General features: G+C 71.6%; 13 protein-coding genes. 5 read left to right on the top strand and 8 right to left on the bottom strand.

Going from position 1 to position 13,379, the window contains the following annotated elements; genetic code table 11:
* Positions 1 to 24: 24 nt before the first annotated feature.
* Positions 25 to 321 (bottom strand): YciI family protein, encoded by a 297-nt coding sequence (locus tag Cs7R123_RS07690; protein ID WP_212824623.1) that lies wholly within the window; start codon positions 319 to 321, stop codon positions 25 to 27.
* 86 nt (positions 322 to 407) lie between these two features.
* Between Cs7R123_RS07690 and Cs7R123_RS07685 the strand changes: the two genes are divergently transcribed.
* The gene (locus Cs7R123_RS07685; protein ID WP_212824621.1) at positions 408 to 1,334 is read left to right on the top strand and encodes a neutral zinc metallopeptidase; all 927 of its coding nucleotides are present in this window, start codon (positions 408 to 410) and stop codon (positions 1,332 to 1,334) included.
* Between the two features lie 9 nt (positions 1,335 to 1,343).
* On the opposite strand, the gene Cs7R123_RS07680 is transcribed toward Cs7R123_RS07685, so the two are convergent.
* Positions 1,344 to 1,940, bottom strand: a complete 597-nt coding sequence (locus tag Cs7R123_RS07680; RefSeq protein ID WP_212824619.1) for a TetR/AcrR family transcriptional regulator — start codon at positions 1,938 to 1,940, stop codon at positions 1,344 to 1,346.
* Positions 1,941 to 2,056: 116 nt separating this feature from the next.
* On the opposite strand from Cs7R123_RS07680, the gene Cs7R123_RS07675 reads away from it, so the two are divergent.
* Together Cs7R123_RS07675 and Cs7R123_RS07670 are read left to right on the top strand one after the other, a co-directional pair.
* Positions 2,057 to 2,800, top strand: coding sequence for a 3-oxoacyl-ACP reductase family protein (locus Cs7R123_RS07675; protein ID WP_212824617.1), 744 nt, complete (start codon positions 2,057 to 2,059; stop codon positions 2,798 to 2,800).
* A 105-nt stretch (positions 2,801 to 2,905) separates the two neighbouring features.
* Positions 2,906 to 3,703, top strand: a complete 798-nt coding sequence (locus Cs7R123_RS07670; RefSeq protein WP_244871677.1) for an SDR family NAD(P)-dependent oxidoreductase — start codon at positions 2,906 to 2,908, stop codon at positions 3,701 to 3,703.
* A gap of 47 nt (positions 3,704 to 3,750) precedes the next feature.
* On the opposite strand, the gene Cs7R123_RS07665 is transcribed toward Cs7R123_RS07670, so the two are convergent.
* The 3 genes from Cs7R123_RS07665 to Cs7R123_RS07655 form a co-directional block, all read right to left on the bottom strand.
* On the bottom strand, positions 3,751 to 4,920 hold the full coding sequence (locus Cs7R123_RS07665; RefSeq protein WP_212828982.1) for an epoxide hydrolase family protein: 1,170 nt from the start codon (positions 4,918 to 4,920) through the stop codon (positions 3,751 to 3,753).
* Between the two features lie 15 nt (positions 4,921 to 4,935).
* Positions 4,936 to 6,138: an acyl-CoA dehydrogenase family protein gene (locus Cs7R123_RS07660; protein ID WP_212824616.1), complete on the bottom strand. Its 1,203-nt coding sequence runs from the start codon at positions 6,136 to 6,138 to the stop codon at positions 4,936 to 4,938.
* A 120-nt stretch (positions 6,139 to 6,258) separates the two neighbouring features.
* The gene (locus tag Cs7R123_RS07655; protein ID WP_244871676.1) at positions 6,259 to 7,713 is read right to left on the bottom strand and encodes an MFS transporter; all 1,455 of its coding nucleotides are present in this window, start codon (positions 7,711 to 7,713) and stop codon (positions 6,259 to 6,261) included.
* 154 nt (positions 7,714 to 7,867) lie between these two features.
* Here Cs7R123_RS07655 and Cs7R123_RS07650 point away from each other — a divergent pair, with 154 nt between their 5' ends.
* Positions 7,868 to 8,542, top strand: a complete 675-nt coding sequence (locus Cs7R123_RS07650; RefSeq protein ID WP_212824614.1) for a helix-turn-helix domain-containing protein — start codon at positions 7,868 to 7,870, stop codon at positions 8,540 to 8,542.
* On the opposite strand, the gene Cs7R123_RS07645 is transcribed toward Cs7R123_RS07650, so the two are convergent.
* Together Cs7R123_RS07645 and Cs7R123_RS07640 are read right to left on the bottom strand one after the other, a co-directional pair.
* A complete protein-coding gene (locus tag Cs7R123_RS07645) occupies positions 8,530 to 9,774 on the bottom strand; it encodes a cytochrome P450 (RefSeq protein ID WP_212824612.1) in 1,245 nt (414 codons plus the stop codon). The genes Cs7R123_RS07650 and Cs7R123_RS07645 overlap by 13 nt on opposite strands.
* A gap of 17 nt (positions 9,775 to 9,791) precedes the next feature.
* A complete protein-coding gene (locus Cs7R123_RS07640) occupies positions 9,792 to 10,976 on the bottom strand; it encodes an acyl-CoA dehydrogenase family protein (protein WP_212824610.1) in 1,185 nt (394 codons plus the stop codon).
* 328 nt (positions 10,977 to 11,304) lie between these two features.
* Between Cs7R123_RS07640 and Cs7R123_RS07635 the strand changes: the two genes are divergently transcribed.
* Positions 11,305 to 11,916, top strand: a complete 612-nt coding sequence (locus Cs7R123_RS07635) for a hypothetical protein (RefSeq protein WP_212824608.1) — start codon at positions 11,305 to 11,307, stop codon at positions 11,914 to 11,916.
* Positions 11,917 to 12,055: 139 nt separating this feature from the next.
* Here Cs7R123_RS07635 and Cs7R123_RS07630 read toward each other — a convergent pair whose 3' ends face one another.
* A complete protein-coding gene (locus tag Cs7R123_RS07630) occupies positions 12,056 to 13,360 on the bottom strand; it encodes an MFS transporter (protein WP_212824606.1) in 1,305 nt (434 codons plus the stop codon).
* Positions 13,361 to 13,379: the final 19 nt, after the last annotated feature.

Raw genomic sequence — 13,379 nt, 5'->3', positions numbered from 1 at the left:
CCGGTCGCGGTGCGCCGCTCAGACTCAGCGGCCGCGCAGCAGGGCGGCGCGGAACGGGCGCAGCTCGCCCTGGGCGAAGCCGCCCGCGACCACCGGGTCGCTGTTCATGATCTGCATGGCCGCTGCCTCGTCCTCGGCCTCGAACACGCAGATGCCGGTGTTGACCCGGCCCAGCGTCGGCCCGGCCAGGATCAGCACGCCGTCGGCGAGCAGCTGCTTGAGCTGCTCGAAGTGCACGCCCCAGGCCGCCTTCTCGGCGTCGGTCATGGTGGCCGCGAAGTCGTCGCGCGGCGGGTGCAGGAAGTAGATCCATTCGGCCATGGGCGGAGCGTAACGGCCCCGGCCGACATCCCGAGCTGACACGGCGCGGCCCGAATATCGCGCCGCGCGGCGGGTATCCGGCGCGCATGACCCTCAACGAGAACGCTGACATCGACACCAGTCAGGTCACCGACAAGCGGGGCTCCGGCGGCGGCTCGCTCGGCGGTCTCGGCGGTGGCGGCTTTCCCATCCCCATCCCGGGCGGCGGCGGCACGCTGGGCACGCTGCTGGTGCTCGCGCTGATCGTGGCGGGGACGTTCCTCGGCCCGAAGCTGATGGGCGACGGCGGCGACGAGGCGGGCGGGCCGGGCGTGGACCAGACCTGCTCGACGGCCAACCCGGACCGGCTCAACCAGAGCGAGTGCCGCAACGCGCTGTACGTGAACTCGATCCAGGCGTACTGGCGCACCGCGCTGCCGACCACCTTCGGCGAGCAGTACCAGCAGGTGGACACGGTCTTCTTCGCCCAGCAGGTCAACACCGGCTGCGGCACGGCCGACAGCGGGGTGGGCCCGTTCTACTGCCCGCTGGACGACCAGGTCTACATCGACCTGTCCTTCTACGACGAGCTGGCCTCGCGCTTCGGCGCCAAGGGCCGCTTCGCCCAGCCGTATGTGCTGGCCCACGAGTACGGCCACCACGTGCAGGACCTGCTGGGCACCTCCGACGACGTGCAGCGCCGCTCCGAGGCCGATCCGGGCAGTGCCAACGGGCTGTCGGTCCGGCTGGAACTCCAGGCCGACTGCTTCGCGGGGGTATGGGCCAAGCACGCACTGGAGACGAAGGACGCCAAGGGGCAGCCCATCTTCAGCTCGCTGACCCAGGCCGACATCGACCAGGCGCTGGAGGCGGCCGCCGCGATCGGCGACGACAGGATCCAGTCCCAGGCGGGCGGCCGGGTCGACGAGTCGAAGTTCACCCACGGCACCTCCGAGCAGCGCAGCCGCTGGTTCGGCACCGGTTACCAGACCGGTGACGGGCGCCAGTGCGACACGTTCACCAAGCCGGTCTGACGGCGCCGTTCACTCCCACGGCAGCCGGGCCAGCGCCAGGTCGGCGGTGCGCTGCAAGCGCCGCCGGTCGGCGCCCCCGGCCGCCTCGACCGACATGCCCGCGCTCAGCGACAGCAGCCAGCCCGCGATCGCGGCGGGGTCGGCCCCGGCGGGCAGGTCGCCCTCGCTGCGGGCGCGTTCCAGCCGCTCGACGAGCATCCGCTCCCCGGCCAGGCGGCGCCGGTGCAGCTGCTCCTGCACCGCGCGGGCGGTGTCGCCGACCGCGAGCGCGCCCTGCACCAGCAGGCAGCCGGGCGGTGTCGTGCTGCCGGTGGTGGCGTGGACCACCCCGTCCAGCCAGCGCCGGACCACCTCGCGCACGGTCGGCGCCCGCACCGCCGCCGCGGCGTAGCCGAACACCGTGTCGACGTAGCGGTCGAGCACCCGCTCGAACAGCCCGGCCTTGGACCCGAACGCGGAGTAGATGCTGCCCGGCTTCAGGCCGCTGGCGGCGGTCAGGTCGGCCATGCTGGTGCCCTCGTAGCCCTTGGCCCAGAAGACCTTCATGGCGCGGTCGAGCACCTCGTCGGTGTCGTACTCGCGGGGCCGCCCGAGTGCCGGTGTCATCGCCGTACCCTCCGGAAAGTTTTTGAGTGCCTGTTCAAGATATCACTTGCGGCGGGGGGCTGCGCCATGACATGTTGAATGAGCACTCAAGAAGTCGAACTGAGGGGTGGAGTGTCATGGCACAGCAGCTGGCGGGCAAGGTCGCCGTCGTCACGGGTGGATCGCGCGGCATCGGCGCCGGGATCGCCAAGCGGCTCGCGGCGCAGGGCGCCACGGTCGCGCTGACCTACCAGGCGTCGGCCGACCGGGCCGAAGCCGTGGTGAAGGAGATCGACAGCCAGGGCGGGCAGGCCGTGGCGCTGCGGGTCGACTCCGCCGACGGCGCCGCCGTCCGGGCCGGGATCGCCGAGGTGGCGCAGCGCTTCGGCAAGGTGGACATCCTGGTCAACAACGCCGGTGTCGCGGTCGTGGCGCCGATCGACCAGATCGACGACGAGCACTACGAGCGGATGGTGGCGGTCAACCTGGACGCGGTGTTCCACGCCTCGCGGGAGGCGCTGCGGCACATGGGGGAGGGCGGCCGGATCATCACCATCGGCAGCGTCAACGGCGACCGCATCCACTACGGCGGCGGCAGCGTGTACGCGCTGACCAAGGCCGGCGTCGCCGGCTTCACCCGCGGCCTGGCCCGCGAGGTGAGCAGCCGCGGCATCACCGTCAACACCGTGCAGCCGGGCCCGGTCGACACCGACATGAACCCGGCCGACGGCCCGTTCGCGGGCTTCACGGTGCCGTTCATCGCGGCGGGCCGCTACGGCACCGTGGACGAGGTCGCCGGGCTGGTGGCGTTCCTGGCGGGACCCGAGGCGGGGTACATCACGGGTGCCGCCGTCAACGTCGACGGCGGTTACGGGGCCTGACCCGCGCGGCGGCACCGGGGATGAAACGGCCGCACGACGTGTCCTGTGCGCGGGTGCGGCCGTTAGCAAGATGGACCTTGCCCCCAAAGAGGAAGAATTCCCCCAATGCTGCTCGCGAACAAGAACGCCATCGTCCACGGTGGAGCCGGCGCCATCGGCTCGGCCGTGGCCCGCGCCTTCGCCCGGGAGGGTGCCGCCGTCTACCTGACCGGGCGCACCCAGTCCAAGCTGGACGCGGTGGCCGCGCGGATCCGGGACGAGGGCGGCAGCGTCGAGACGGCGCAGCTGGACGCGATGGACGAGCACGCCGTCGCCGACCACGCCGACCACGTCGCCAAGGAGGCGGGCTCGATCGACATCGTGCTCAACGCGGTCGGCATCATGCACGTGCAGGGCACGCCGTTCGCGGAGCTGGCGCTGGACGACTTCCTGCACCCGATCAACGCGTACACCCGGGCGCAGTTCGTGACGGCCAAGGCCGCCGCCCGGCACATGACCCGGCAGGGCTCCGGGGTGATCCTGTCGCTGTCGACGCCCGGCTCGAAGCTGCCCGGCCCCGGCTTCCTCGGCTTCGGGGTGACCTGCGCGGCGATCGAGGCGACCTCGCGCCTGCTGGCCGGAGAGCTCGGCGGCAGCGGCGTGCGGGTGGTCTGCCTGCGCCCGGACGCGGTGCCGCAGGCCATCGAGGCCGGTTCCTACAGCCGCGAGGTGTTCGAGCCGATCGCGGCGCGGGCCGGGGTGCCGCTGTCGGACATGGTCGCCGGGGCGGCCGGGAACACGCTGCTCAAGCGGCTGCCGACGCTGGACGACGTGGCCGAGGCCGCGGTGTTCGCCGCCTCGGACCGCGCGGCCGCGATGACCGGCACGGTGCTGAACCTGACCTGCGGCTCGCTGGTCGACTGAGGACCGTTCGCGGCGGGCGGGCTCGGCCCGCCCGCCGCGGTGTCGGTTCAGGCCGCCAGGGCCGTACGCAGCGAGCGGTAGAACAGCCGCACGTCGTGCACGAACAGGTCCGGCTCCTCCATGGCGAAGAAGTGGCTGCCCCGGTCGTACTCCTCCCAGTGGGAGATGGTGGGCAGGTCGCGCTCGGCGAAGGTGCGCACCGGCGGGGTCACGTCCGGGATGGCCACCGCGACGCCGATCGGCACGTTCATCACCTCACGCGGCCCCGGCATGAACCACTTGCCCAGGTAGTTGCCCGAGTCGTAGTACAGGTGCGCCGAGGACCCGGCGGTGCCGGTCAGCCAGTACAGCATCACGTTGGTCAGCATCAGGTCGCGGTCGACGGCGTCCTCCGGCAGGCCGGCCGAGTCGGTCCACTCCCGGAACTTCTCCATGATCCAGGCGAGCTGGCCCACGGGCGAGTCGTGCAGGCCGTAGGACACCGTCAGCGGCCGGGTCGACTGCACCTTGGCGTAGCCGGACAGGTCGGCGTGGTAGTTGTTGAGCCGGGCGATGCGGACGTGCTCGACCTCCGAGAGCCCCTCCAGCTCGGCCGGGTCGCCGGAGGTCGGGGTGAGCAGCAGGTTGACGTGCACGCCGATGACCTGGTCCGGGTTGATCCGGCCCATCTCCAGCGAGATGAACGAGCCCCAGTCGCCGCCCTGCACGCCGTACCGGTCGTAGCCGAGGCGGTTCATCAGCTCCACCCAGGCCCGCGCCACGCGTGGGATGTCCCAGCCGGTCTCGGTCAGCGGGCCGGAGAAGCCGTGGCCCGGGATCGACGGGATGACCAGGTGGAACGCATCGGCGGCGGTGCCACCGTGCGCGACCGGGTCGGTCAGCGGGCCGATCGAGTCCAGGAACTCCACGATGGACCCCGGCCAGCCGTGGGTGAGCACCAGCGGCGTCGCGTCCGGCTCAGGCGAACGTACGTGCAGGAAGTGCACGTTCGCGCCGTCGATCTCGGTCATGAACTGGGGGTACTGGTTGAGGCGCTCCTCGGCCTTGCGCCAGTCGTAGGTGTTGACCCAGTAGTCGGCGAGTTCCTTGAGGTAGTCCAGCGGGATGCCGCGGCTCCAGCCCAGCCCGGCGGGCTCGGTGGGCCAGCGGGTCTCGGTCACCCGGCGGTGCAGATCGTCCAGCTGAGCCTGCGGGATGTCGATGCGGTACGGGTACATCGCCACGCCTTTCGATCAGATGAAGGGGGTGTTGGGTTCCAGATCGCACAGGACGCGGCCGTAGACCTCCGCAGTGGTGTTCGGGTGCATCAGGGCGTGCAGGTTCATCGTCTGGATGTCGCGCTCCAGGCGCTGGATCGGCACCGTGCTGAACACCGACGAGCCGCCGCTGGCCGTGTTGAGCACGTCCACGGCCGACTTGACGAGCTGGAACGCGCGGCCGGTGCTGACCCGGGTGCGGACCCGCTCCTCCAGCGTCCACGCCTCGCCGCTGCGGTCCTTGTGGTCGACGAGCGCGGCGATCCGCTGGGCGTGGTATTCGGCCTCGTCGGTCAGCAGGCTGGCCTGGGCCAGCTGGAGGTGCGTCAGCGGCGCCGCGGCCTGGCTCTCGTACCCCGTGTAGGTGATCGGGCGGCCGGGCAGGCGCTCCATGAAGTTGTCCATGGCGGCGCGGGCGATGCCGACCGAGCCGCCGACGAACGAGGCGCAGCCCACCGGCATCAGCGGGGTGCGGAACATCGGGATGGCGGTGTTGAGCTGCGAGGCGTACTGCTCCTGGAGCACCAGCGGCACCGGCAGCACCCGGATCGCGGGCACGAACACGTCCTTGGCCACGGTGGACACGCTGCCGGTGCCCCGCAGGCCCGCGGTGCGCCAGTCGTCCACGATCTCCAGGTCCGACATCGGCACCATGGCCAGCACCGGCATCTGCTGCACCCCGTCCGGGGCGGGCGCGAGCGCCACGATGACCTGCCACTGGCTGTGCAGGGCACCGCTGACGAAGTGCCAGCTGCCGTTGACCAGGTAGCCGCCGTTGCTGGGCACGGCCACCGCGGTCGGGCTGAGCACACCGCAGACGCGTACGTCCGGGGTGGCGAAGACCTCGTCCTGGACCTCGTCGGCGAACATGCTCGCCATCCAGGTGCAGGTGAACCACACGGAGATGTTCCAGGCCGTCGAGCTGTCGCCGCGGCCGATCGCGCCGCACACGTCGACCATGGTCTTGGAGTCGCTCTCCAGGCCGCCGTAGCGGGTGGGCACCCGCATCCGGAACACACCGGCGTCGGCGAGGGCCTCGATGTTCTCTGTATGCAGGCGCCGGTTCTCCTCGGTCCACAGGGCGTGGGAACGCAGCAGGGGTTGCAGCTGGGTGGCGCGTTCGACTAGGTCGGCCCCGGCTGGGGCGTGGGTGGTCGACACCGATTGCCTCCTTGGCATCAGCAGTCTGGGTCAGACATGAGCGTGCCGCCCGGTGGCGGACGGCACATCTTCCTGATTGCTGTCCGTCGATACAGCAAAGGGGCGGCCCCGGGGCCGCCCCTTTGCCGACGTACGTGGTCAGTCGGCCTGCGCCGTGGCCGGGGTCTTGGTGGCGACGGCGGCAGGCGACGACTGGCGCGACGGGCGCACCAGCAGCAGCGCCACCGCCAGGCCCAGCGCGGCGAAGATCGCGCAGGCGACGAAGGCGCTCTGGAAGCCCTCGTTGAGCGCGACCGGGCCGGTGGCCAGGCCGGTGACCGCGGCGGCGACCGTGGAGCAGATCGCCACGCCCAGCGCGCCGCCGATCTGGAACGAGGCGCTGTTGATGCCGGAGGCCAGACCGGCCTCCTCCGCCTTGACGCCGGTCTGCGAGGCGATGGTCGCGGCGACGTAGCAGCCGCCCAGACCGGGGCCGAACACCAGCAGCGGCAGCAGGATGTCGCCGAGGTAGCTGCCGTCGGCCGAGATCCGCGACAGCAGCACGCAGCCGATGCCGAGCAGCGCCATCGCCCCGGCGGCGACCGGGCGGAACCCGATCCTGGTGACCAGCGCCTGGCCGCCCGCCGAGCCGAACACGGTCATCACGGTCATCACCGCCATGCCCAGGCCGAACAGCAGCGCGGTGTAGCCGAGCACCTGCTGCGCGTACAGCGACACCAGCAGGCCCATGCCGAAGCCGATCATGCCGAGCAGCAGCATCACCAGGTTGCCGCCGACCAGGATGCCGGAGCGGAAGATGCGCAGCGGCACCAGCGGCGCCGCGGAGCGCGACTCCACCCGGGCGAACACGGCGAACACGACCGCCGAGGCGACCAGCAGGCCGAGGGTCTGCGCGCTCAGCCAGCCCGCCTTGGGGGCCTCGACCACCGCGTACACCAGCAGCACCAGGGCCAGGGTGATCGTGATCGCGCCGGCGATGTCGAAGGAGTTGCTCCGCTCACCCTTGCTCTCGCGCAGCAGGGTCGGGCCGAAGCCGAGCAGGACCAGCGCGATCGGCACGTTCAGGAAGAAGATCCACTCCCAGCCGAGGGTGTCGGTGATCGGGCCGCCGACCAGCAGCGCGGCGGTCGCGCCGAACCCGGCCACGCCGGACCAGATGCCGAGCGCGCGGTTGCGCTCGCTGCCCTCGTCGAACGTGGTGACCAGGATGGACAGTGCCGTCGGCGCCATCACGGCGGCCGAGGCGCCCTGCAGGGTGCGGGCCGCGATCAGCACGCCGCCGGTCCACGCGAACCCGCACAGCAGCGAGGCCAGCAGGAACAGCGCGGTGCCGATGAAGAACATGCGGCGGCGGCCGAGCAGGTCGGCCATCCGCCCGCCGAGCATCAGCAGACCACCGAAGGTCAGCAGGTAGGCGCTGAGCACCCACTGCTGGCTGCCGCCGGTGAAGTGCAGATCACGCTCGATGGACGGGATCGCCAGCAGCACGATCTGCGCGTCCAGGTTGACCACGAACATGGCGGTACACAGCAGTGCCAGGGCCTTCCAGCGGCGGGGGTCGGGCCCCGCCGCGGTCATGTCACTCGCGCTCACGGTGATTCTCCTTCAGACGACTGGCCCCGGCTCTGGCGGAAGTCGGGTAACGACTGTCGATTATGGATTAGTCGGTGCGAATCTATAACTTGCCGGTTCGGAAAAACAACCAGAGGCCTGGCGACACGCCCGAAGGCGGATACCATGGGGCCCCATGGGAACCAGACGCAGCTACCACGACGGGTGCGGGGCCGCCCGTGCACTCGACGTGATCGGGGAGCGGTGGGCGCTGCTGGTCGCGCGCGAGCTGCTGCTCGGCCCCAAGCGGTTCACCGACGTGCGCGCCGGTCTGCCCGGGATCAGCTCCAACGTGCTGACCGAGCGGCTCCAGGAGCTGGAGGACGCCGGCGTGGTGTGCCGCCGTCGGCTGCCCCCGCCCGCCGCGTCCACGGTGTACGAGCTGACCGCCTGGGGCGCCGAGCTGGAGCCGATCATCTTGCAGCTGGGCGCCTGGGGCGCCCGCTCGCCGCTGCCGATCACCCCGAAGGCGCTCAGCGTCGACTCGCTGATCATCTCGTTCCGGACCATGTTCCAGCCCGCGCGCAGCGACGGGCTGACCGCCGAGATCGGCCTCGACCTCGCCGAGGACAGCTTCCGGGCGCGCGTGGCCGCGCAGCGGCTGGACATCGCCCGCGGCTCGGCACCGGCCCCGGACGCGACGATCCGCACCACCCCGCTCGTGCTGGCTGAGGTGGTGTACCAGGGGCGCGACGTCACTGAGGCGCTGGATACCGGCATCCTGACCATCGAAGGGGATGAGCGGGCGGGCAGGCGATTCATGACGCTGTTCGCACTGCCCGCCCTGGCTCCACGGCCTCAGGCGGCCTGAACCGCCGCGCCCGCGAGGCGGACGGGCAGCTCCTTGCGGCCGTTCATGATGAACGTGCCCTGCGGCTCGACCTCCTCGGACTTCACCGCCAGCTCCAGGCCGGGGAAGCGCTCGAACAGGGCCGGCAGGGCCAGTTCCAGCTCCAGCATGGCCAGCGGCATGCCGATGCAGCGGTAGATGCCGTACCCGAAGGACAGGTGCGACTTGTCGGACCGGGTCGGGTCGAACTCGCTCGCGGTCGGGCCGTGCTTGACCGGGTCCCGGCCGATGCCCGCGAACCCGATCAGCACCGGGTCGCCCTTGGGGATGACGACCCCGCCGACCTCGACGTCCTCGATCGGGAACCGGAACGGCAGGTGCGCCACCGGCGCCTCCATCCGCAGCGTCTCCTCGATCACCTGCGACCAGGTGATCTCACCGCTGCGCAGCCGGGCCAGCTCCTCGGGGTGCGACAGCAGGACGTGCACCGAGTTGGTGAGCTGGTTCATCACCGGCTCGGTGCCGGTGGCCAGCAGCAGGAACAGGGTGCCGACCAGCTCGGAGTCGGTGAGCCGGCTGCCGTCCTCCTCCTGGGCCGCGAGCAGGTCCGAGGTGAGGTCGTCACCGGGCTCGCGGCGCTTGTCCGCGACGAACTGGTGCATGAGCGTGTGCCACTGCTCGATGTTCGCCGCGACCTCCTCCGGCGTCAGGGTGGTGTCGACGTTCAGCTCGCCGCCGCGCAGCATCGCCGCGCGCCGCTCCTCGGGCACGCCGAACAGCTCGCAGATCACCCGTGACGGGAACGGGTGCGCGTAGCGGGCCTTGAAGTCGATGACCTCGCCGGGCTCGACGGCCGCCAGCTCCTCCAGCAGGCCGTCGATGATGGCCCGCACCCGGGGCCGCATGGCCTCGACCCGCCGGGTGGTGAACGCCTTGGCGGTCAGCCGCCGCAGGCGGGAGTGGTCGGCGCCGTACGCGGTGGTCATGTTGTCCATCAGCGCCCAGCCGATCAGCGGGAAGTCCTGGCCGATCCGGCCGTCGCGGAACGCGGTCCAGTGCTGGCGCGGGTCCTTCGAGAAGCGGGCGTCGGCCAGGGCCTGGACCGCCTCCTCGTAGCCGACGATGGACCACGCGAGCACGCCGCCGGGCAGCTCGATCTGGGACACCGGGCCGTTGGCCCGGATCTGCGCCGCCTCGGCGTGCACGTCCGAACCCGTACGGTCGATGATGTGCGGGCAGGTCAACTGCTCCATGGGGAAGTCCTCCGGGCTCAGATGTAGAGGGTGTTGGGTTCGAACCCGGCCAGGACGCGGCCGTACAGCTCGTAGTTGGTGTCCGGGTGCAGGATCGCGTGCAGGCTCAGCGCCTCGATGTCGCGCGAGATGCGCTGGAGCGGCCCCGACTGGTAGATCGACGACGCGCCGCTGGCGTTCTTCAGCACGTCGATCGAGCCCTTGGCCAGCTCGACCATGCGGCCGAGGTCGGCGCGCACGCGGGCCCGCTCGACCGTGGTCCAGGCCTCGCCCGCGGTGCTCTTGGCGTCCAGCGTCCCCGCGGCCCGGTCGCCGTGGAACTCGGCCTCGTCCAGCCGCAGCGTCGCCTCGGCCACCTGGAGGTGGGTCAGCGGCGCCTCACGCTGGCTCTCGTACGACGTGTAGGTGATCTTCCGGTCCGGCAGCCGCTCGAAGAACGCCTCCCGGGCCGCCGCCGCCAGGCCGAGCACCGAGCCGGCCGTGGTGGTCGCGGCGGTGAGCAGCATCGGCGTGCGGTACACCGGCACGTCGGCGTTGTGCTTGGACGCGTAGATCTCGTGCAGGACCGGGCCCATCGGCAGGATCCGGTGCTGCGGGATGAACAGGTCCTGGGCCACGGTCGTGACGCTGCCGGTGCCGCGCAGGCCGCTGGTGTGCCAGTCGTCGATGATCTGGAGGTCCGACATCGGCGCCAGGGCCATGACCGGCGCCATCTGGCCGTCGGGCATCGGCGCGACCACGATCAGCGAGTTCCAGTGGCTCTGCAGCGAGCCGGAGTTGAACGGCCACCGGCCGTTGACCAGCAGGCCGCCGTCGACCGGCGTGCCCATGCCGCCCGGGCTGAGCAGGCCGCACACCCGCGCGTCGGGGTTGGCGAAGACCTCGTCCTGCGCCTCGTCGGGGAACAGCCCGACCAGCCAGGAGCAGATCGTCCACACCGACACGGTCCACGCGGCCGAGCCGTCGCCGCGCCCGATCTGGGTGATGACGTCCTTGACGGTACGCAGGTCGACCTGGTGGCCGCCGTAGCGCTGGGGCGCCCGCATCCGCAGGATGCCCGACGCGGTGACCGCCTCGACGACCTCCTCGTGCAGGCGGCGGTTCTCGTCGGACCAGGCGGCGTGCCCGGCGATGAGCGGCACGAGACCCGCGGCCTGTGCGACCAGGGCGTCGTGCGGGGGAGCAACAGCTGTGTTATCCATGAATCAGTCCTCCCGGCAAGCGCCGTGATCCATTGACGTCCGGCGCTATACGACCCTGGCATCCGAGTGGCCTGGCGCACATCTTCGGGATTGCCGACTTCGCGTCCTGAACGCGCAGAGAAACAGCAGGTCGGCAAGCTGATGCCGGCGAGGAGGCAGTCCCGGGCCGGTCGGCGGACGACCGCGGGGCGTTCGCGTCGGCGGCCCGGGGAGGTACCGTGTGGATCCGCCGCCCGGCCGTGCCGGGGCCTGGACGCGGGGCGGTCCGCCGCGGCGATGTGATCATCACCATCTGCCTGATCATCGCGCGCCGGTCGATACTCGGGACGTGCTCAAGATCGCGAAACTGTCCTTTGTCACCGGTCCGCTGTGTCTGTTCCTCGCCTGGTTCCTGATGCGCCCGCTCGGCGCCCGCAAGTCGCCGGGTCTCGGCTGGACGGTCGCGCACAGCGTGTGGATCATCGGCTTCGTCGCGTTCGCCGTCGTCTGCCTCACGCTGCGCCGCATCGCCGCGGCCGGCACGCGCGGCCAGCGGCTGACCGCGAACATCGCGGGAGCGGCCACCATCGTGGGCCTGGTCGCCAGCGCGGGCCAGATGGTGCTCGACCTGTACGTCGGGTTCCACGCGACGACCAAGGACGCCATGGACGAGCTGTCCGGCCGGATCGCCGACGTCCCCGGCGTGCAGGCGGCGTTCTACGACATCGGGCCGCTGTTCTTCTTCTTCGGCCTGGTCGCGCTGACGGTGGTGCTGGCGGTCCAGCGGCGCGTCGCCCTGTGGATGCCCGCGTTGGCGGTGGTGGACATCCTGGTCATGGCGGTCAAGCCGATCTCCGGCCTCGGCATCGTCACCCTCGGCCTGGCCCTGGCCTTCGGCTACTGGCGCATCGCGGAGCCGCCGCGGCCCGCCGCCGTCCCGGTCGCCGCGACGGCGGCCTGAGTGTTCGGGCCGCCCGGCGCGGGCCGACCGCGCCGGGCGGCAGGTGATCCATCCGAGCGCGCGGGCCGGTGATCCGGCGGCCGAGATGGTGACCCGACGGCACCGTCGGTCACCGGCCTCGCGCTCGTGGCCGGGTCGCTCAGTCGCCCTTCTGGAGCCCGGTCGCGGCGGGGGCGACGGCGGGTTCCGGAGCGGGCGCCGGGGTGGGTTCGGGGGCGGGGTGGTTCCAGGTCGCACGCCGCTCGGCCGCCCCCACGAAGGGGCGGATCAGCAGCGACGCCACGAGGAACAAGGCCGCCAGCACGATCCAGCCGGGCGAGCGGTAGGCCACGGCGGCGGTGAACAGCAGCGGCCCGGCGATGTCGGCCACCGCCTGGCCCAGGTTGAACGCCGCCAGGTACTCCGAGCGCCGCTCCGGCGGGGACAGCCGGAACGCCAGCTCCCACGAGCCCGCCGACTGCCACAGCTCGCCGCCGGTCAGCGCGGCGACGCCCAGCACCAGCGCGGCGATCTCGGCGTACGGGTTGTCCAGGACGGCGGCGGCGAAGAACAGGCAGGCCGCGGCCAGCGAGAACGCGGCCTTGGTGAGGGCGCGCCCGCCGAAGCCCGGCTGGTCGCTGCCGCGGGCGGAGGCGACCTGGAAGACCACGGCCAGCACGGTGTTCACAGCGAACAGCACCGACACCAGCCAGCGGGGGGCGTCGGTGGCCAGGGCCCACAGCGGCACGGCGATCGCCAGCATCGTGTTGTGCAGCGCGAACACGCCGTTGAGCAGAGACAGCGCCATGAACCGCAGGTCCTTGACCCCGGCGGGGCGGCGGGCGCGCCCGGCCACGGATTCGGTGCTCTGGGTGGGCACCCGCAGCGTGGCCAGCAGCACCACCGAGACGAGGAAGGTGAGGGCGTTGACGAGCAGGATCGACCGGTACGCCCAGAGGGTGTCGGCGGCGAAGATCGGGGCGGTGAGCAGAGCGCCCAGCGAGTAGCCGACGTTGCGGACCGACCGCATCATGGCCATCGTGCTGACCCGGTCGGGCCCGGTGATGACGTTGGCGACGAGGGCCTGCGAGGCCGGGTAGGCTGCGCGCACCGCGATGGTCAGGCCGATCGCGCCGACGACGAAGCCGGACAGGTCGCTGACGAAGGCCAGCAGCACCAGCATGACCGCGCGCCAGGTCTGGATCGCCATCAGCATGCTCTTGGCGCCGATCCGGTCGCCGAGCAGGCCCAGCGGCACCGTGGTCAGCAGGCCGACCACCCCGGCGATGGCCAGGCCGCGGCCGACGCCCTCGGCTGGCAGCCCGACGCCGCGGACGAAGTAGAGGACCGACCCGGCCAGGTAGAGCCCGGTGCCGATGGAGTCGGTGACGGCCACGGCGACCAGGGTGCGTCCCGCGCGGGACTTCGGGGCGTACTCGCTGAGGTACTGGCGGACCTTGCCCATGGGTATACCCCCGTCGTGA

The sequence above is a fragment of the Catellatospora sp. TT07R-123 genome, assembly GCF_018327705.1.
GTDB lineage: Bacteria > Actinomycetota > Actinomycetes > Mycobacteriales > Micromonosporaceae > Catellatospora.
Note: the sequence above shows the minus strand (reverse complement) of the source record. Positions and strands in the feature narration are given on the sequence as shown.

Coding starts and splice junctions, on each gene's coding strand:
- Cs7R123_RS07660 (WP_212824616.1), bottom strand. CDS start 6,138: ATGCCAAGGAGGCAATCGGTGTCGACCACCCACGCCCCAGCCGGGGCC.
- Cs7R123_RS07685 (WP_212824621.1), top strand. CDS start 408: ATGACCCTCAACGAGAACGCTGACATCGACACCAGTCAGGTCACCGAC.
- Cs7R123_RS07650 (WP_212824614.1), top strand. CDS start 7,868: ATGGGAACCAGACGCAGCTACCACGACGGGTGCGGGGCCGCCCGTGCA.
- Cs7R123_RS07640 (WP_212824610.1), bottom strand. CDS start 10,976: ATGGATAACACAGCTGTTGCTCCCCCGCACGACGCCCTGGTCGCACAG.
- Cs7R123_RS07675 (WP_212824617.1), top strand. CDS start 2,057: ATGGCACAGCAGCTGGCGGGCAAGGTCGCCGTCGTCACGGGTGGATCG.
- Cs7R123_RS07645 (WP_212824612.1), bottom strand. CDS start 9,774: ATGGAGCAGTTGACCTGCCCGCACATCATCGACCGTACGGGTTCGGAC.
- Cs7R123_RS07665 (WP_212828982.1), bottom strand. CDS start 4,920: ATGTACCCGTACCGCATCGACATCCCGCAGGCTCAGCTGGACGATCTG.
- Cs7R123_RS07680 (WP_212824619.1), bottom strand. CDS start 1,940: ATGACACCGGCACTCGGGCGGCCCCGCGAGTACGACACCGACGAGGTG.
- Cs7R123_RS07690 (WP_212824623.1), bottom strand. CDS start 321: ATGGCCGAATGGATCTACTTCCTGCACCCGCCGCGCGACGACTTCGCG.
- Cs7R123_RS07630 (WP_212824606.1), bottom strand. CDS start 13,360: ATGGGCAAGGTCCGCCAGTACCTCAGCGAGTACGCCCCGAAGTCCCGC.
- Cs7R123_RS07670 (WP_244871677.1), top strand. CDS start 2,906: ATGCTGCTCGCGAACAAGAACGCCATCGTCCACGGTGGAGCCGGCGCC.